This window comes from Roseibium marinum, from assembly GCF_002906165.1.
In the GTDB taxonomy this organism is placed as follows: domain Bacteria; phylum Pseudomonadota; class Alphaproteobacteria; order Rhizobiales; family Stappiaceae; genus Roseibium; species Roseibium marinum.
Genome location: NZ_PPCN01000012.1, coordinates 75,174 through 91,220, shown reverse-complemented (window position 1 = coordinate 91,220; position 16,047 = coordinate 75,174). Strand labels below are relative to the sequence as shown.

Sequence of the window (16,047 nt, the reverse complement as noted above, 5' to 3'; positions counted from 1 at the left end):
CGTCCGCCAAGCGTGGCGCAAAAGCGTGACGTCTTTGTTAACGGGAAATGTTCTTAAGGCAGGTTTGGCTTCGATGCAACCGGCTTTTGCCGGAGACGGCATGCTGATTGCTGAAACATGGGGGGCCTCTAGACCTTCGCTGTCCCGGCCTTGAGCCGGGACCTCCCGCGAGGTTGCGAGGTGGCCCCGGCTCGGAGGCCGGGGCGGCGGAGCGTTGAGGAGCGTGTCGGGATCTGTAAAAGCAGGCTGCGGGACCTCTGCCTTAGGCCCCATACCGGTCCCGCCGCCTCACCCAGGCCATCGGGTAGCTGAGGTTCTCCTCATGCCGCCCCATGGGGGTGAGGTCGAGGATGTTGTAGGCCGTGTTGAGGATGTCGATGCCGCGGCCGTAGGTGGAGTAGCTGTGCGCGATGCGCCCGTCCGCCAGTTTGAGGAAGGTGCTGACACCGGGCATTTCCTCGCCGAAGATCTTCTGCGAATAGTTATAACCACCGGCCGCGGTCTGCTGCTTGTCCGGGAAGGTCACGCCGAAATCGACGCCGAAGCCGTTACCGGCGGTGGAGACCCAGTCGAAGCTCCAGCCCATGCGTTTCTTGTAGGCCGACAGCTTTTCAAGCGGCGCGTTGGAAATGCACATCAGGGCCGTGTCGCGGGCGGCAAGATGAACGCCGGTGCGCTCGAAACTGTCCGCCCAGAAGGAGCAGCTCGGACAGCCTTCCTCCCAGGTTTCGCCTAACATGAAATGATAGACCACGAGCTGCGGGTGAGAGCCGAACAGATCGCCGAGAGATCTTCTGCCCGAAGGGGTGTCGAACTGATAGTCCCTCTCGACAATCACCACGGGCAGCTCCCGGCGCGCGGCGGCGAGGGCATCGCGTTCGCGGGTGAAAGCCTTTTCCCTTTCAAGAAATGCCTTTCTAGCCTCGAGCCAAGCTTCCCGGCTCACGATGTGCGGTGTCGTCATGATTTTCCTCCTGCGATTGCCGTGTCAAGCAGCGACAAGATCCGCCAGACGGCCGAAGCAGCCATCCCAGCCGCCACCGACGCCCCGGCGTGCGTCCTCGGATTTGATGGCGGCGTGGCGCAGGCGGACTTCGGTCGCCTTGCCGGTTTCGGTAAAGGTAATGGTGACATGGGACGCGTCGGTCGCCTCGCGCCGGCCGTCGGCGAATTCCTGGACGTGCCGCCAGCTGAATTCGAGCCGGTTCGGCGGGTCGATCGCCAGATATTCGCCCTCGAACTGGATCTGCTTTTCCGCGGTTTTTTCGATGACAAAGCGCCACCTGCCACCGACCTTCAGATCGATCTCGGCCGAAACAAGATTGCCGGAGTTCGGCACGAACCAGGCATGCACGTCCTCGGGTTCGGTAAAGGCTCTGAAAATCCGCTCCGGAGAGGCGCGGAACAGGCCCTCGACCAGGATCGGCTCGACTCCGGGTTCGGATTTCAGAAATTCCCTGTGCTGCTGCTGCTGCTGAACAGTCATTTGTCAATTTCCTCTTTGGCAAGATGTCGGGCGAGGGCATCGAACCGGTCGATCCAGAAGGCCTCGTATTTGCTGAGCCAGTCGATGGCTTCCTTGATCGGCGCACCCTGGAGACGGCAATGGCGCGTGCGGCCGCGCTTTTCGATATCGACCAGCCCCGCGTCGGACAGAACCTTCAGATGTTTCGACACGGCCGTGAGCGACATGTCGAAGGGTTCGGCAAGATCCGAGAGGGAGGTTTCGCCATCGGCGAGACGCGCGACGATGGCGCGCCGCGTGCTGTCGCTGAGGGCAGAGAAGGTCGAGTCGAGTTGGGGCATGTCCGTTGCATTCATAAAGTGAACCTTTTGGTTGACTAACATTGAATTCCATTATAGTCAACTAATTGGTTGAGTAAAGTGAAGCGCGCTCACCGGCTCAAGCCGTCAGGCGGAACGGGAGTACCCCGGCCGCACACACCATTCAGACTGGAGAGACCGACATGAAACTCTATACGAGCAAGTTTTCGCCGAATTGCCGCCGCGTCGAAGCGGTCCTGCATCACCTCGGCCTTTATGAAGAAGTCGATATCCGCCGCCCGAACATGATGGAGGGGGAACACAGGAGCGACGAGGTGCGCGCCGCCAATCCCAACATGAAAGTTCCGACGCTTGTCGCGGGGGACATGAATCTTTGGGAAGCCAACCCGACCATGATCTATCTGTGCGACCGGGCCGGTGCGGAAGATTTCTGTCCCTCGGATCTGAAAACCCGGTTCGAGATCCTGCGCTGGATGTCCTGGGAGGTTCAGCACTATAACCGGGCGCTGGCCGGGATCCTCTGGGAAACGGTCGCCAAAGGGCTGTTCGGCGGAGGGGAGCCGGATCAGGACAAGATCGATACGGAGATGGAAAATTATCGCCGTTTCGCCGCCGTGCTGAACGACCGGCTGGCGGAACACGACTTTGTTCTGGGAGACAGGGTCACTGTTGCCGATTTTGCGGTCGGAGCGTATTCCGCGCTCGCGCTGCTGCCGCAGTCCCGGATCCCGCTTGAGGATTATCCGAATATAAAGGCCTGGTATCTGCGGCTGGAAAGCTTGCCGTCCTGGGCGAAAACAGCGCCCGACAGCATGGCTGAAGCTGCCGAGTAAACAAGATTGACGGCCTCGGCGGCACGCATAGCCTTGCCGCCGCGGGTTTTCTCCGAAAAATCAGGATCGGCGAAAGGCGTTTCTACAAATACAGTTCGCCGCGCGCGACAACAGTGGCCTGGCCACCTATACGCACCGCATGCATTTTTCCGGCCTCGATGTCGATTTCCAGATCGATCAGCGAGGGACGGCCCATTTCGAAACCCTGTTCGATGCGGATATGATGGGTTCCGTTCGGCAGGTCGTCGTAATAGTCGACGACACCGGCAAAGGCTGCGGCGGCAGACCCCGTGGCGGGATCTTCCGGAATGCCCATGTCGGGCGCGAACAGGCGGGCGTGGAAGGCGCTGTCGTGAGACCGGGTTTCGCGGCAGTAGATATATGCGTCGTTATGCTCGTCCTTGCCGAACCCACCCTTCCACATGGAGGCCACGGGCTTGGCACGGGCGAGGGCGTCGAGGTCGCGGACCGGAACGAACGTGAAGGGCGGACCGACACGAAACCTTGAAGGCGAGTGGTTTTCGAAGCCGATGTCGGAGGGCTCCAGATTGAGCGCGGCGGCAATCACATCGACACTATGGGTGGGACCGGCCGGTTCGGGCAGGATCGGCACATCGAACTCGGCAAAGGCAGCTGCGTTTTCGCGCAGGATGACGGCGCAGCGTACGGGGCCGATCTTCTGTTTCAGCACCACCACGGAATCCTGTTCGCCGGTGATGTCGCCAAAGCGTTCCGTCGCCATCAGGATGGCGGTGCCGACGGTGGGATGGCCTGCGAAGGGCAGTTCCAGTCTCGGTGTGAAAATCCGAATGCTGGCGGATTGGCCCGGGTGTTCGGGGGGGAACACGAACACCGTCTCCGACAGGTTGAACTCACCGGCGATCTTCTGCATCTGCTCGTCGCTCAAGCCGTCGGAGTCCAGAACCACCGCCAGTGGGTTGCCGGCAAGGCTGGTGTTGGTGAAGACATCCAAGATGGCGTAGCGACGGCCCATTTATTCATTCTCCCTGGCGATTGATGCCGCAGCGGCTCGTAAGGTGAGCGGACTTTTGCATTTCTAGGCAAGTCCCGCCAGTGCCTATCAGTCTTTCTTGGTGAACAAATTGTTGCCATCCGAAACACCACGCCTTAGCCGAATTCTCCTGTTTTTAAAGTCGACCCGGAGGTAGCAGATACGCGCCGATGGCGCAGGCATAAGACACGATCGCAGGATCTGTCAGATCCTCCCGGCTGCGGACAATGCGGATATCAGCCAGTTCCTGGTCTTCGGAAGCTTCTGAAAAACGCAGGATGCTGTTGCGCAGGTCTTCGGCTTTCCTGTCGATATCAAAAACCTGCGCGATGGAAATGCGCGGGCCGTCGAAGGCGACCAGAAGATCGGCCGGGCGCACATCCCTGGCGGCAAGCCCGGTTTCTTCCGCCAGCTCCCGATAGATCGCGCCAATGACATCGACCTTGCCGTCCGGTGTCAGGTCGGTCGGATCCAGGTTGCCTCCGGGCGGATAGATCTGGCCGGCTGTTGCCGTGCGCTCCGACATGACGCCGTAAAGAAGTGCTCCCTCGGCGGATCTCAGCACCGCGGAGCCGAAGAGATTGTATGCCGAGGCATCGGGTGCGCCCCATTCCCGCCACGCCAGGAAAGCGGCGTAGGAACATTCGAGGCAGGTCCCCTTGAACGCGCCGGCCTCGAACCGGAATTGGGTCAATTTGAGCGTGCGCCCGTTCCACAGGAGGGCGATGCGTTTTTGAGCTTCGCTGAAATGGGCGGCAATGGCCGCTTCGTTCGCCGTTTCGAACGGCCAGGGGTCCGGCGACAGGTCAACATCGATCGACAAGACCTTGTGGACAGCGGGCGGCAGCAGCTTTTCCATCAAAGGGATTTCGCCACCGGCTGCATCTCGCTCGGCCGGGTCGCCATCGTCCGGAAGCCGCGTTTTTCGTAAAAAGGCGCTGCATTGGTGTCCGATTCAAGGAAAAGCCGCGTGAGGTTCCGCGAACGGGCCTCATCCTCGGCGCGGGTCAGCAGCAGGTCGCCGATCCCCTGGCTTTGAGCCTCCGGGGCGACGAAGAGGAAATCGATGAGGAGCGTCTCATCGTCCTGCGGGGTCAGCCCTGAAAAGGCCACCGGGTGTCCACCGCGTTCCGCGACGGTCACGGCAAGGGAGGTGATGGTAGCTTCTGAAATCCGCCATTGCGCCCGGAATTCCTCCATCCTGTCCTCCGGATATCCCCAGGAGGCCTTCGCCCGATGCAGAATATCCGTCAGCGCGGGCGCATCGGCGAGGGTGGCTGGGCGAAGTTTCAAAGGCATGAACGATCCGGAATTTCAAACACCGCTCATCCCTAGCCAGAGATTGTGAACGTGACAAGGCACGGCTTTGCCCACGCGCAAGCAGTCTCCCTCGGATATCGCGAGGCAACGGCATGGATCGCAGGGACAAGCCCTGTGATGACCGAAAGAGAATTGGCAAGGAGATAGCGGTTGAGGTGGGAGAGAATGGCCAAAACAAAAGCGATTTTGCTCCGACCTAACCCTTCACTCCGTCATCGCAGGGCTTGACCCTGCGATCCATGCCGTGACCTTTCCGAATTGCTGGTAATCGGATAATTTCAGGAATTCAGAAATCTCTTCAGATCATACCAGTCTGGATTCAACATTTCGATCAGATCGATCTTCCATTTCCTCGGCCAGGATTTGATCGCTTTTTCACGGGCAATTGCCAGACCTGCAGAGGGATGTTCGTCATACCAAACCAGTCGCAATGCTCCGTATCTGGTGGCGAACTTTGACCCTCTGCCTGTCTGATGTTCATGAATCCTGCGCATGAGGTCGTTGGTTACACCGGTGTAAAGCGTTCCGTTCTTGCGGCTTGCAAGCATGTAGACCCAATACCGTTTCATGACCCGATAGAAATCGGCATGGATCACAGGGTCAAGCCCTGTGATGACGGAGGATAGGTTTGTGGCCGCAGATTTGGATGAGGCGAAGGATGACGCAGAAAACGCCGGTTTCCAGTTCTCAGCCCCCCCAATCACCCGGTCATCGCAGGGCTTGACCCTGCGATCCATGCCGTGACCTTTCGGCGGCTCAGGGCTTCGCTACCGGATAAACGTGCCGCTGCGCAGTTCCTTGACCGCCTGATTCAGCTCCTCATGGGTGTTCATGACGATCGGGCCGTGCCACGCGACGGGCTCGCGGATCGGGGCGCCGGAGACAAGCAGGAAGCGAATGCCCTCGTCGCCCGCCTGAACGACGATCTCGTCGCCCGAACCGAAGATCACCAGCGAGCGGTTGCCGGTTTCGTCGCGGATCTTGAGTTCCTCGCCGCCGAATTCCTTTTCCGTCAGCACACCGAAGGGGTCGGATGCGCCTTCGAAGTTGCCAGAGCCTTCAAAGACATAGGCGAAGGTCTGCTTGTAGGTGTCCACCTTGAAGCGTTTCTTCTTTCCCGCAGGTACATGGATGTCGAGATATTGCGGTTCGGCGGCGATGCCGTCGACCGGTCCGCGTTTGCCCCAGAACTCGCCGCAGATGATGCGCGCCGACGTGCCGTCGTCATCCACCTCTACGGGGATCTCCTGTCCCGTGACGTCCTGGTAGCGCGGCTGTGTCATCTTCAGCGAGGACGGCAGGTTGGCCCAGAGCTGGAAGCCGTGCATGCGGCCGTTCGCGTCACCCTTGGGCATTTCCTGGTGCATGATGCCGCGCCCGGCGGTCATCCATTGTACGTCACCCGCACCCAGATTGCCGGTATTGCCCAGGCTGTCGCCGTGCTCGACGGTTCCGGCGAGCACATAAGTAATGGTCTCGATGCCGCGGTGGGGATGCCAGGGAAAGCCTTTCAGAAAGTCCTGGGGCCTTTCGTTGCGGAAATCGTCGAGAAGCAGGAACGGGTCGAGCATCTCCGGATCCTGGAAGCCGAAGACGCGCTCGAGCTTGACCCCCGCACCTTCCATGGTCGTTTGCGTGCTTCCGATATGTTTCACCGGGCGGATGGACATGGGCGTCTCGCTTTCATCGAAAATTGTATCACCCAAGATAGCGTCAATTTTCCGAAATCCCAGCCGGGTCACACCAAACGCAGTGTTTGCGCGGTGTGGACAATCCCGGTTGCCCGGGGTGGTCTCCGGCCGGAAGATCCGGGTAGGCCGCACGTCTTGCATCTTGCGGCATTCCGGCCCACATGCCAGTGTGGCGCGCCGATTTGGCCGCCCGGTCAAATTCGACTTTCTCAACCGGTTGGAACTTCATGGCTCCCATATTGTCCGTTCGCGACCTGGAAAAGACCTATGATGGCGGTTTCCAGGCTCTCAAGTCCGTTTCGCTGGATATCAGCGAGGGAGAAGTCTTTGCGCTTCTGGGACCGAACGGCGCGGGCAAGACCACGCTGATCAGCACGATCTGCGGTCTCGTGCGGCCGACATCCGGAAGCATTGATGTGGGTGGTTTTGATGCGCTGAAGGATTTTCGCGCCGCCCGTCAGCTCATAGGCCTCGTGCCGCAGGAAATGCCGACTGCACCGTTTGAAATGGTTGCCGATACCGTTGCCTTCAGCCGCGGACTGTTCGGTCTGAAACCAGACCCGGCGCTGGTTGAAAGTATCCTGAAGGACCTGTCCCTTTGGGACAAGCGGGACAATGCGATCATGTCGCTGTCGGGCGGCATGAAGCGCCGCCTGCTGGTTGCCAAGGCCCTTGCCCATGAGCCGCGGCTCCTTTTTCTGGATGAACCGACGGCGGGTGTCGACGTTGAACTCAGGCACGACATGTGGCGCATCGTCGGCAATCTGAAGGAGCGCGGCGTCACCATCATCCTGACGACGCATTACATCGAAGAAGCCGAGGAAATGGCCGACAGGGTGGGGGTGATCAACGGCGGCGAAATCATCCTCGTGGAAGACAAGGCGGAGCTGATGCGCAAGCTTGGCCGCAAGCTGCTGACGCTCAACCTGAGCGAACCTCTCAGCGCCTTGCCGGCAAGCCTGGCTCAATATGACCTGACCCTGGCGAGCGACGGAACCAGCCTTGTCTACACCTACGATACGCACGCGGAGCGGACGGGCATCACGTCGCTTCTGACGGATCTGTCGTCGGCCGGTGTCCGGTTCCAGGATCTGCAGACCGACCAGTCTTCGCTTGAGGACATTTTTGTCGATCTGGTGAAAAGCGGGTAATGACCGTCATGGGCAATGACTTCGCCATTCGCAGGGCGGAACCAGGCGACAGGGACGCTCTGACAGACCTGTGCATGCGCTCGAAGAGATCGAACGGCTACGACGAGGCGTTCATGGCGCAATGCGCGGAAGAACTGAGGGTTCGCGACAGCTGGATTTCGGACGATCACTTCTGGCTGGCCGAGACGGCAACCGGCAATCCTGTCGGCTGTATCCGTCTCAGCATTGCGGCCGACGGCGAAACGGGGGAGGTCGGGACCTGCTTCGTCGATCCGGACTGGAAGGGTAAACAGGTCGGCCGCCGGCTGTTCGGTCCGCTGCTGGAAGAAGCCAGGAACCGGGGAGTGACCCGGATCGGGCTGGACTCCGATCCGTTCGCCGAAGCGTTTTACGCCCGCATGGGCTTCACCACAATCGGCCGCTCACCCTCCGGCTCCATTGCCGGCCGCACGCTGCCGCGGATGGAACTGCTGCTGGACAGCGAACAGGTTTAGAGACGGACATTTCATGAATTTCGAAGCGATCAAATCCATCTATCTTGCCGAAATGGCCCGCACCCGGCGCACGATCATGCAGAGTATCATCTCGCCGGTGATCTCGACCGTGCTCTATTTCGTGGTTTTCGGCGCCGCGATAGGCTCGCGCATCACAGAAGTGGACGGCGTGAGCTACGGTGCCTTCATTGTGCCGGGCCTGATCATGCTGTCGCTCATGACCCAGAGCCTGTCCAACGCCTCTTTCGGCATCTATTTTCCCAAGTTCACCGGGACCATTTTCGAAGTCCTTTCAGCGCCCGTCTCTTTTCTGGAAATCACCATCGCCTATGTGGGCGCGGCGGCGACCAAATCCGTTCTGGTCGGCTTGATCATCCTGATCACGGCGAATTTCTTCGTGCCGCTGGAAATCCAGCATCCTGTCTGGATGGTGGCGTTTTTCGTGCTGACTGCGGTGACCTTTGCTCTGCTGGGCTTCATCATCGGCATCTGGGCGGACAACTTCGAGAAGCTTCAGTTCGTTCCGCTTCTGATCGTCACGCCGCTGGCGTTTCTGGGCGGGAGCTTTTATTCCATCAACATGCTGCCGGAATTCTGGCAGAAGGTGACCTTGATCAATCCGGTCGTCTATCTGATTTCCGGGTTCCGTTGGAGCTTCTACGGTCAGGCGGACGTGAGCTTATGGCTTTCACTGCTTGCAACGATGATCTTCCTCGGTGGATCGCTTGCCATCATACATCGTATCTTCAAGACCGGTTACCGCCTGAAACCGTAATGCGGAAGACCGGATAGGAATGGGGCCGGGAATGCGCTGGACCGCACATCTGAAAATGACGGCTGCCATCGGGCTGGCCGTATTGCTGGCGGCATGTCAGACGGCGCAGCCGCCTTCCGGGTCCGCGCAGGCGCCATCGAGCGCTGCGGTGCAGACCGCTTCCCTCCCGGTTGTCAGCTATGCACCGGCCGCCGCCGTCGAGCGCGGCTATTCGGCCCTGGTCGTGAACGCTGCGACAGGGGAAGAACTCTATGCGGTCGATGCGGACGCTGCGCGCTATCCGGCTTCCCTCACCAAGATGATGACGCTCTACCTGTTGTTCGAGGCGGTCTCCGAGGGGCGCTATTCGCTGTCGTCGCCGCTGACGGTCTCGGCAACTGCCGCCTCGCAGCCTCCGGCGAAGCTCGGGCTGAAGGCCGGTTCCACAATCACCGTGGAACAGGCTGCGCGGGCGCTGGCGGTGAAGTCCGCCAACGACGTTGCCGTCACGATTGCCGAAAATCTTGCCGGAAGCGAAGCTGCTTTCGCCCGGCAGATGACGCAGCAGGCGAGGGCGCTGGGCCTTTCCAGAACCCGCTTCGTCAATGCGACCGGTCTTCCCGATCCGGCCCAGGTGACAACGGCGCGCGACATGGCCACCCTTGGCCTGGCCCTGAAGCGCCGCTTTCCGCAATATGCAAGCTACTACCGCGCCAAATCGTTTTCATACGGGGGCCGAACGTTCCGCGCGACCAACAACCTTCTCGGCAAGGTTCCCGGCGTCGACGGCCTGAAGACCGGCTATATCCGCATGTCCGGCTACAATCTGGTCGCCACCGCGGACCGCGGCGGCAAAGGGTTGATCGTCGTCGTGATCGGCGGCAAGAGCGAGGCCGCGCGGGACAAGGAAGTCACCCGGCTGATCGAGGCGCATTTCTAGAAAAAAGGCCCCGCCGAAACCGGCGGAGCCCCATGTCTGCTGACGATCCCGAAAGATCAGTTCTTTGACTTGTCGACCAGTGCGTTGGACTTGATCCACGGCATCATGCCGCGCAGCTTTTCGCCAACTTCCTCGATCTGGTGAGCGTCGTTCAAACGGCGGGTCGCCTTGAACTTGGCAGCACCTGCACGGTACTCCTGCATCCAGTCGGAGGTGAACTTGCCGGTCTGGATGTCGGTCAGGACGCGCTTCATTTCCGCCTTGGTTTCGTCGGTCACGATGCGCGGGCCGGTGACATACTCACCCCATTCCGCCGTGTTGGAGATGGAGTAGTTCATGTTGGCGATGCCGCCTTCGTAGATCAGGTCCACGATCAGCTTCACTTCGTGCAGGCACTCGAAATAGGCCATTTCCGGTGCGTAACCGGCTTCCACCAGTGTTTCGAAACCGGCGCGGATCAGCTCGACCAGACCGCCGCAAAGAACAGCCTGTTCGCCGAAGAGATCGGTTTCGCACTCTTCCTTGAAGGTGGTCTCGATGATGCCGGACCGACCGCCGCCGACGCCACAGGCGTAGGAGAGGCCAAGGTCATGCGCGTTGCCCGATGCGTCCTGATCGACGGCGATCAGGCACGGCACACCGCCGCCTTTTTCGTATTCGCCACGCACGGTGTGGCCCGGGCCCTTCGGCGCGACCATCAGAACGTCGACGGTGGATTTTGCCTCGATCAGGCCGAAATGCACGTTCAGGCCGTGGGCGAAGGCGATTGCTGCGCCGTCACGGATGTTGTCGGCGATATGATCGCGGTAGATGTCGGCCTGCAGTTCGTCCGGCGCGGCCATCATCATCAGGTCGGCCCAGGCGGCAGCCTCGGCAACATTCATGACCTTGAAGCCGTCGGCTTCGGCCTTGAGCGCGGTGGTGGAGCCATCGCGCAGGGCAACGGCAACATTGGAACAGCCGCTGTCCTTGAGGTTCATCGCATGGGCGCGGCCCTGCGAGCCGTAGCCGATAATGGCGACTTTTTTGGATTTGATCAGGTTCAGATCGGCGTCACGATCGTAGTAAACGCGCATGGGGTGTCCTTTCTCCCGTTTGCATTCTGTCTTTTTGAAAAGCCGGATTTCAGGCCGGTCTTTGTTGTCGTCTGGCCGGCGGGGCTTACGCCCCGAACAGCCGGTAAAAGCGGTCAACGGCCGTTTGGGCCTGGGCTTTCAGATCCTTTTCGGCGGGACCTGCGGCCTCACCGAGAAGCAGGCGGATATGAACGTCCCGGATCGCAAGGCCGTAGAGCACCTGATAGGCGTCCTCGGCCTTATCGAATTTCAACAGCCCGTGGCGGCGGCCGCTTTCCAACATGGCGCGCGCGCGGGCGGAGATCATGTGCTTGCCACGCACCAGCAGCAGCTGTCCGAGACGGTTGGAATTGGTGTTGGACTGGCCGATGGACAGGCGGTTGAGCGCCAGCGATGTTTCGGAAAACAGCACGCCCAGCAGGGCTTCCACGAAGGCGGCCACATGGGCGCGAAAGGTTTCAGCGTCGGCGGTCGCCCCTGCTTCGGAGGGAAACTGCACCTGGCTGGCCTGAAAGGCGACGACCGCCGCCAGCAGACCGTCCCGGTCCCCGAACCATTTGTAGAGGCTTTCCTTGGAACAGCTGGCAGTGCGGGCGAGACCTGCCGTCGTCAGGGCCTTTTCCCCGCCTTCGACCAGCAATGTCAGCGCGTGCTGGAGGACCACCTGCTGGCGCGGCGAGAACTCCGGCGCTGCATCGGGACGGGAGGTGGCGATATCAAAGGCGGCTGCTGACATTTTTCAGGGCTTGATCAGGACTGGGTACACATGAGGATAGTTGATACGGTGAACCGTACCGTACGGTTCTGTCGAGGTTATGGCATCGGCGGAAAAAGAGGTCAAGAGCTTTTCAGGTAATTTTGAATTTGGCGCGTTGCCTGCGCGAGAGCGCTGGCGCATCGGCTCTCAAACCGGAGCGAATGACGTGGATGAAGCGCACCGGACAGAAATATCGAGAAATACATCCAACCGTTTTTCAAGTTTAAATACGGAAATATCGTAATAAATAACAGTGATGTTATTGCTATAAATCTGAACTTTCAGGTATTTTTTGGCAGTCAGGATTCTTTGAAATTATAAAAATGTTAGTTTGTTTGTAGTTATGTAATTAATTCTTGGTGCCTCGGGAATTGTAAATGTTTAACAAGTCAAATGGTATGCGCGGCTGGTTGAATTTTGCGATGTTGATCGCATTTATTGCAGTCATGCTTGGTGTGGGAAATCTGGCAATCAAGCAGTCCGTGGATGCCGTGATCGTAGCCAGTGCCGAACGCAAGGCGACAAACTGGAGCCACTATCTCTCCACCGCCATGCCGGATCTTCCGGTGTTGATAAAAACGGGTGAGGCGACGGCGGAGCAACAGGCGGTCATTGAAAAGGCGGTCCAGGTTGCGGATGTCTTCCGTTTCAAGCTTTTCGATGCATCCGCGCAAATGGTTTTGATTTCCGACGAACTCGGCAAACCGCTGGAGGCGGGGGCGCAAACCGATCACAACGGCCATGCGCGCATGGTTCTGGATACCGGCCATGCGAAGATCGATGTTCAGGATGGCAGTCAGAAGGAGAACCGTCCCGACCTTTATGTTGAAGCCTATGTTCCGGTGACTTCCGAAAGCGGGGACCGGCTTGGCGTTGTCGAAGTCTACCTCGATCAGACGCCTGTCGCCAACCTGTTCCGGAGCAAGTTCGTCTCTCTCGTGACAGCGTTGGGCTTCGTCGTTCTTTTCAGTTTCGGTGTGCCGTTCCTCGCCTATTTCTTCAAGATGCGACAACAGGTCAGGACCGACGCAAAGGTCCGGCTGCTCTCCTCGCGCGACCAGCTCACCGGATTGCCCAATCGCTCGACATTTTTTCAGAATGTCGAGGATGCCCGCCGGGCCGGCAGGCTTGATCTGCGCAAGGCGGCGATCATCTTCATCGATCTGGACAATTTCAAAGCCATTAACGACACCTTCGGCCACAAGGCGGGTGACGCGTTCCTGCGCCATGTCGGCAACGCAATCTCCTCCCACCTGGCGAACGGCGATCTGGCCGCCCGTTTCGGTGGAGACGAATTCATCCTGATTTCCGCAAACCGCACCATGGCAGACCTCAAGAGGCTTATCGAAAGCCTCCGGAAGGCTGTCAACATGCCTGTTCGGGCAGACGGTATCGCGCTGACCGGCCATCTGAGTCTGGGGGTTCATTTTGACACCCTGGATGATCTGAGCCTGAAAGACCGGATGCACAAGGCCGATATCGCCCTTTATCAGGCGAAGCTTACGGGCCGGAACACATGGGTGCTGTTCACGCCGGACCTGGAAGAGAAAATCGCCCGGCGGCGCTATGTCGAGGAATGCATCATTGCCGGTTTCCCGCAGGAGCGGTTCGAGGTGCATTATCAGCCGTTGATCAAACATTCCTCATCCGAGGTCGTGGGCTTCGAGGCGTTGTTGCGGCTCAGGGATGCCAAGGGAGACTTCATTGCGCCCACGGAATTCATACCCGTTGCGGAAGACGCCGGCGAAATCAACAAGATCGGCAAGTGGGTTCTCAAGGAAGCCATAAGAACCGCAGCAACCTGGCCGGAGCCGCTTTTCGTCTCCGTGAACCTCTCGGCAAAACAGTTTGACGACGGCAAGCTGGTCGAGGACGTGAGAACGCTTCTGGAAAGTGCAGGGCTGCCCGCGAACCGACTGGAGCTTGAAGTGACCGAGAACACGCTCATCGAGCAGGAGGAACAGGTGACCGGTCAGCTGCGCGCCTTCAGCAAGATGGGCGTTTCCCTTGCCATGGACGACTTCGGTACGGGTTATTCGAGCCTCGGCTATTTGTGGAAATACGCCTTCGACAAGATCAAGGTCGACAGGTCCTTCATTACATCCCTGACCGACATCGACGGGAAATCGCTCCATGTTCTGGACACGATCATCGAACTGGGACACCGGCTTGACATGACCGTGACGGTCGAGGGGATCGAGACAGCTGACCAGGTTCATGCGCTTGACCACCTGTCCTGCGATCATTTTCAGGGCTTCTACTACGGGGTGCCCATGCCGGCTCACGACCTGGCGCCCTTCGTGGCTGAAAATCTCGCTCAGGTAAAAGTCCGCGGGGACCGGCCGGTCACTGGCGCGGAAAAGAGGGTTTCCCGCTAGCCCCGTGGCGGTACTCTCAGGCAGGCAAGCACTCCAATGGAGACTCCCTGGCGAAAATGGCGCCGGAACTTTGGTTTCGCGGGGCTGGGGTGAATTGAGACAGGGCTTTGCTTTCGAAGGAGGTTGAGTTTAAAAAGTATAATGATTATATAGGTTTATCTTAAGAATTAACGTGACGATTATTATCGGGTGGCTTTTAAATGTTAAAGTTTCAGAAATTTGTTGTTGCACCCTTGCTGCTGGCCTTCCTTGTTCTGACGATCACCGGCGCAAACGCGGCCCAGAAGGTAACCGCCACGATCGACCTTTCCGAGCAGAGGCTCTATCTTTATGTCGATGGGCGGCTGCGCGACAAATGGGCCGTGTCGACCGCCAGAAAAGGCTACCGCACGCCGGTGGGCAGCTACCGGCCGACCCGGCTGGAACGCGACTGGCATTCACGCAAATACGACTGGGCGCCGATGCCCTATTCGATCTTCTTTCTCGGCGGCTACGCCATCCACGGCACCACCGATCTGAAGCACCTGGGACAACCCGCGTCACACGGCTGCATCCGGCTTCACCCCGATCACGCCGCGCGTCTGTTCAATCTGGTCCAGCAGGTGGGGAAGGCCAGTACGCGGATTGTCGTCAGGCGGTGAGACGCGGCCGAGGTCGTGCCGATCTAACATTTTCCCCTGTAGTAATCGCCTAATACCCGTTCGATCCGGTTGCTTGCTAGTCTTTTCCCATCGCTTTTCTGTTATGGGAGGAAAAAGCATGAGTGCGAAGAAACTTCTGATGATCACCGGTGATTTCACCGAGGACTACGAGACCATGGTGCCGTTCCAGACGCTTCTGGCCATGGGTTACGAAGTCGATGCGGTCTGCCCCGGCAAGAAGGCCGGAGAGACAGTCGCGACCTGTATCCACGATTTCGAGGGCGACCAGACCTATTCGGAAAAACGCGGCCACAATTTCACGCTGAACGCCACCTTCGCCGACGTGGATGTCGCGCAGTATGATGCGCTGGTGATCCCGGGCGGCCGGGCGCCGGAATATCTGCGTCTCGACGCCGATGTCATCGCCGCCGTCCGGCATTTCATGGAGGAAGGCAAGCCGGTCGCCGCGATCTGCCATGGCGCGCAGATCCTGAGCGCCGCGAAAGTCATCGAGGGACGCACCGTCTCCGCTTATCCGGCCTGCCGCCCGGAAGTGGAACAGGCGGGGGCGACCTACGCCGACATCGCCATCGACGGCGCCGTGACCGACGGCAACCTCGTCACCGCCCCGGCCTGGCCCGCCCATCCGGCATGGCTGTCGCAGTTCAACGCGGTGTTGTCCGCAGATGCGTCCAGGGCCGCGGCCTGACCAGAACCACCTTCCGCACCTTCCGACCGTCTACCCACAAATAGGCGCCGGAAGGCTACGGTTCCTGCCCGAGGCTGCCTGCAGTCCTTGGGCGGGCTTTTCAGTGGCCGGGAAAAGCAATAGGTTTACTGGCCACAGACCGGATACAGCCATGTGCAAACTCTTCATCGACGCCGACCCGAACCTTTGGGAAAGCACAACGAGATCCCTGCGGATCGACGGAATGGTCACCTCCGTGCGCCTCGAATCCTTTTTCTGGAAGGTGCTGGAGGAAATCGCCGGGCGTGACGGCATGAACGTCGTGCAGCTCATCACCCGGCTGCATCACGAGAGCATCGATGCGGGGCATGATCTCGGCAATTTCACGAGCTTTCTGAGGGTCTGCTGCGGCCGCTATCTCGCCCTGCAGCTCTCCGGCGACGTACCGGCCGACACCCGTCTGCCGATTTCCGGCCTCGACGCGGACGACATTCTGGAAGCAGAAACCGGCCGCATGCACTGAACTT

General features: G+C 59.4%; 20 protein-coding genes. 10 read left to right on the top strand and 10 right to left on the bottom strand.

Annotation, left to right across the window (positions count from 1 at the left end; genetic code table 11):
* Positions 1-262: 262 nt before the first annotated feature.
* From CLV41_RS22480 to CLV41_RS22470, 3 genes are read right to left on the bottom strand one after another with little or no spacing between them, the layout of a single operon-like run.
* Positions 263-964: a DUF899 domain-containing protein gene (locus CLV41_RS22480; protein WP_103224718.1), complete on the bottom strand. Its 702-nt coding sequence runs from the start codon at positions 962-964 to the stop codon at positions 263-265.
* Between the two features lie 24 nt (positions 965-988).
* On the bottom strand, positions 989-1,486 hold the full coding sequence (locus CLV41_RS22475) for an SRPBCC family protein (RefSeq protein ID WP_103224717.1): 498 nt from the start codon (positions 1,484-1,486) through the stop codon (positions 989-991).
* Entirely contained in the window at positions 1,483-1,806 is a 324-nt protein-coding gene (locus tag CLV41_RS22470) for an ArsR/SmtB family transcription factor (protein WP_103224793.1), read from the bottom strand. Before CLV41_RS22470 ends, CLV41_RS22475 begins: the two co-directional genes overlap by 4 nt.
* A 161-nt stretch (positions 1,807-1,967) precedes the next feature.
* Between CLV41_RS22470 and CLV41_RS22465 the strand changes: the two genes are divergently transcribed.
* Entirely contained in the window at positions 1,968-2,618 is a 651-nt protein-coding gene (locus tag CLV41_RS22465) for a glutathione S-transferase family protein (protein WP_103224716.1), read from the top strand.
* Between the two features lie 82 nt (positions 2,619-2,700).
* Here CLV41_RS22465 and CLV41_RS22460 read toward each other — a convergent pair whose 3' ends face one another.
* The 5 genes from CLV41_RS22460 to CLV41_RS22445 all read right to left on the bottom strand — a co-directional run bounded on the left by CLV41_RS22460 (position 2,701) and on the right by CLV41_RS22445 (position 6,620).
* Positions 2,701-3,612, bottom strand: coding sequence for a PhzF family phenazine biosynthesis protein (locus tag CLV41_RS22460; RefSeq protein ID WP_103224715.1), 912 nt, complete (start codon positions 3,610-3,612; stop codon positions 2,701-2,703).
* A 154-nt stretch (positions 3,613-3,766) separates the two neighbouring features.
* Complete coding sequence (locus CLV41_RS28030; protein WP_208987677.1) at positions 3,767-4,489, bottom strand: NUDIX hydrolase; 723 nt, start codon at positions 4,487-4,489, stop codon at positions 3,767-3,769.
* A complete protein-coding gene (locus tag CLV41_RS28025) occupies positions 4,489-4,929 on the bottom strand; it encodes a GNAT family N-acetyltransferase (protein WP_208987676.1) in 441 nt (146 codons plus the stop codon). The genes CLV41_RS28030 and CLV41_RS28025 overlap by 1 nt, the downstream gene beginning before the upstream one ends.
* A gap of 299 nt (positions 4,930-5,228) precedes the next feature.
* Positions 5,229-5,687, bottom strand: coding sequence for a GIY-YIG nuclease family protein (locus tag CLV41_RS28350; RefSeq protein WP_328590053.1), 459 nt, complete (start codon positions 5,685-5,687; stop codon positions 5,229-5,231).
* A gap of 30 nt (positions 5,688-5,717) precedes the next feature.
* Positions 5,718-6,620, bottom strand: coding sequence for a pirin family protein (locus tag CLV41_RS22445; protein WP_103224791.1), 903 nt, complete (start codon positions 6,618-6,620; stop codon positions 5,718-5,720).
* A 248-nt stretch (positions 6,621-6,868) separates the two neighbouring features.
* Between CLV41_RS22445 and CLV41_RS22440 the strand changes: the two genes are divergently transcribed.
* Genes CLV41_RS22440 through CLV41_RS22425 form a run of 4 tightly spaced genes read left to right on the top strand, consistent with a single transcriptional unit; the run spans position 6,869 to position 9,980 of the window.
* Positions 6,869-7,792 carry an ABC transporter ATP-binding protein gene (locus CLV41_RS22440; RefSeq protein WP_103224714.1) on the top strand — a complete coding sequence of 308 codons (924 nt, stop codon included), beginning with the start codon at positions 6,869-6,871 and terminating at the stop codon, positions 7,790-7,792.
* An 8-nt stretch (positions 7,793-7,800) separates the two neighbouring features.
* A complete protein-coding gene (locus CLV41_RS22435) occupies positions 7,801-8,286 on the top strand; it encodes a GNAT family N-acetyltransferase (RefSeq protein ID WP_170107291.1) in 486 nt (161 codons plus the stop codon).
* Between the two features lie 13 nt (positions 8,287-8,299).
* Positions 8,300-9,061: an ABC transporter permease gene (locus tag CLV41_RS22430; protein ID WP_103224712.1), complete on the top strand. Its 762-nt coding sequence runs from the start codon at positions 8,300-8,302 to the stop codon at positions 9,059-9,061.
* Between the two features lie 31 nt (positions 9,062-9,092).
* Positions 9,093-9,980 (top strand): D-alanyl-D-alanine carboxypeptidase family protein, encoded by an 888-nt coding sequence (locus CLV41_RS22425; protein WP_103224790.1) that lies wholly within the window; start codon positions 9,093-9,095, stop codon positions 9,978-9,980.
* A 56-nt stretch (positions 9,981-10,036) separates the two neighbouring features.
* On the opposite strand, the gene ilvC is transcribed toward CLV41_RS22425, so the two are convergent.
* Together ilvC and CLV41_RS22415 are read right to left on the bottom strand one after the other, a co-directional pair.
* Entirely contained in the window at positions 10,037-11,056 is a 1,020-nt protein-coding gene (ilvC, locus tag CLV41_RS22420) for a ketol-acid reductoisomerase (RefSeq protein ID WP_103224711.1), read from the bottom strand.
* A gap of 85 nt (positions 11,057-11,141) precedes the next feature.
* The gene (locus CLV41_RS22415; protein WP_103224710.1) at positions 11,142-11,792 is read right to left on the bottom strand and encodes a TetR/AcrR family transcriptional regulator; all 651 of its coding nucleotides are present in this window, start codon (positions 11,790-11,792) and stop codon (positions 11,142-11,144) included.
* A gap of 79 nt (positions 11,793-11,871) precedes the next feature.
* On the opposite strand from CLV41_RS22415, the gene CLV41_RS27630 reads away from it, so the two are divergent.
* The 5 genes from CLV41_RS27630 to CLV41_RS22395 all read left to right on the top strand — a co-directional run bounded on the left by CLV41_RS27630 (position 11,872) and on the right by CLV41_RS22395 (position 16,043).
* The gene (locus CLV41_RS27630) at positions 11,872-12,057 is read left to right on the top strand and encodes a hypothetical protein (protein WP_146048626.1); all 186 of its coding nucleotides are present in this window, start codon (positions 11,872-11,874) and stop codon (positions 12,055-12,057) included.
* Positions 12,058-12,235: 178 nt separating this feature from the next.
* Entirely contained in the window at positions 12,236-14,191 is a 1,956-nt protein-coding gene (locus CLV41_RS22410; RefSeq protein ID WP_170107290.1) for a putative bifunctional diguanylate cyclase/phosphodiesterase, read from the top strand.
* Between the two features lie 200 nt (positions 14,192-14,391).
* Positions 14,392-14,832, top strand: coding sequence for a L,D-transpeptidase (locus CLV41_RS22405; protein WP_103224708.1), 441 nt, complete (start codon positions 14,392-14,394; stop codon positions 14,830-14,832).
* Positions 14,833-14,950: 118 nt separating this feature from the next.
* Entirely contained in the window at positions 14,951-15,541 is a 591-nt protein-coding gene (locus CLV41_RS22400; protein ID WP_170107289.1) for a DJ-1/PfpI family protein, read from the top strand.
* Positions 15,542-15,692: 151 nt separating this feature from the next.
* Positions 15,693-16,043 carry a ribbon-helix-helix domain-containing protein gene (locus CLV41_RS22395; protein WP_103224707.1) on the top strand — a complete coding sequence of 117 codons (351 nt, stop codon included), beginning with the start codon at positions 15,693-15,695 and terminating at the stop codon, positions 16,041-16,043.
* Positions 16,044-16,047: the final 4 nt, after the last annotated feature.

What these genes read in the sequence shown, in the direction of transcription:
- CLV41_RS22400 (WP_170107289.1), top strand. Translation starts at nt 14,951, where the DNA reads ATGAGTGCGAAGAAACTTCTGATGATCACCGGTGATTTCACCGAGGAC.
- CLV41_RS22410 (WP_170107290.1), top strand. Translation starts at nt 12,236, where the DNA reads ATGTTGATCGCATTTATTGCAGTCATGCTTGGTGTGGGAAATCTGGCA.
- CLV41_RS28030 (WP_208987677.1), bottom strand. Translation starts at nt 4,489, where the DNA reads ATGGAAAAGCTGCTGCCGCCCGCTGTCCACAAGGTCTTGTCGATCGAT.
- CLV41_RS22480 (WP_103224718.1), bottom strand. Translation starts at nt 964, where the DNA reads ATGACGACACCGCACATCGTGAGCCGGGAAGCTTGGCTCGAGGCTAGA.
- CLV41_RS22425 (WP_103224790.1), top strand. Translation starts at nt 9,093, where the DNA reads ATGCGCTGGACCGCACATCTGAAAATGACGGCTGCCATCGGGCTGGCC.
- CLV41_RS22435 (WP_170107291.1), top strand. Translation starts at nt 7,801, where the DNA reads ATGGGCAATGACTTCGCCATTCGCAGGGCGGAACCAGGCGACAGGGAC.
- ilvC (WP_103224711.1), bottom strand. Translation starts at nt 11,056, where the DNA reads ATGCGCGTTTACTACGATCGTGACGCCGATCTGAACCTGATCAAATCC.
- CLV41_RS22395 (WP_103224707.1), top strand. Translation starts at nt 15,693, where the DNA reads ATGTGCAAACTCTTCATCGACGCCGACCCGAACCTTTGGGAAAGCACA.
- CLV41_RS22475 (WP_103224717.1), bottom strand. Translation starts at nt 1,486, where the DNA reads ATGACTGTTCAGCAGCAGCAGCAGCACAGGGAATTTCTGAAATCCGAA.
- CLV41_RS22460 (WP_103224715.1), bottom strand. Translation starts at nt 3,612, where the DNA reads ATGGGCCGTCGCTACGCCATCTTGGATGTCTTCACCAACACCAGCCTT.
- CLV41_RS22405 (WP_103224708.1), top strand. Translation starts at nt 14,392, where the DNA reads ATGTTAAAGTTTCAGAAATTTGTTGTTGCACCCTTGCTGCTGGCCTTC.
- CLV41_RS22465 (WP_103224716.1), top strand. Translation starts at nt 1,968, where the DNA reads ATGAAACTCTATACGAGCAAGTTTTCGCCGAATTGCCGCCGCGTCGAA.
- CLV41_RS28025 (WP_208987676.1), bottom strand. Translation starts at nt 4,929, where the DNA reads ATGCCTTTGAAACTTCGCCCAGCCACCCTCGCCGATGCGCCCGCGCTG.
- CLV41_RS22470 (WP_103224793.1), bottom strand. Translation starts at nt 1,806, where the DNA reads ATGCCCCAACTCGACTCGACCTTCTCTGCCCTCAGCGACAGCACGCGG.
- CLV41_RS22415 (WP_103224710.1), bottom strand. Translation starts at nt 11,792, where the DNA reads ATGTCAGCAGCCGCCTTTGATATCGCCACCTCCCGTCCCGATGCAGCG.
- CLV41_RS22430 (WP_103224712.1), top strand. Translation starts at nt 8,300, where the DNA reads ATGAATTTCGAAGCGATCAAATCCATCTATCTTGCCGAAATGGCCCGC.
- CLV41_RS22445 (WP_103224791.1), bottom strand. Translation starts at nt 6,620, where the DNA reads ATGTCCATCCGCCCGGTGAAACATATCGGAAGCACGCAAACGACCATG.
- CLV41_RS22440 (WP_103224714.1), top strand. Translation starts at nt 6,869, where the DNA reads ATGGCTCCCATATTGTCCGTTCGCGACCTGGAAAAGACCTATGATGGC.
- CLV41_RS27630 (WP_146048626.1), top strand. Translation starts at nt 11,872, where the DNA reads ATGGCATCGGCGGAAAAAGAGGTCAAGAGCTTTTCAGGTAATTTTGAA.
- CLV41_RS28350 (WP_328590053.1), bottom strand. Translation starts at nt 5,687, where the DNA reads ATGGATCGCAGGGTCAAGCCCTGCGATGACCGGGTGATTGGGGGGGCT.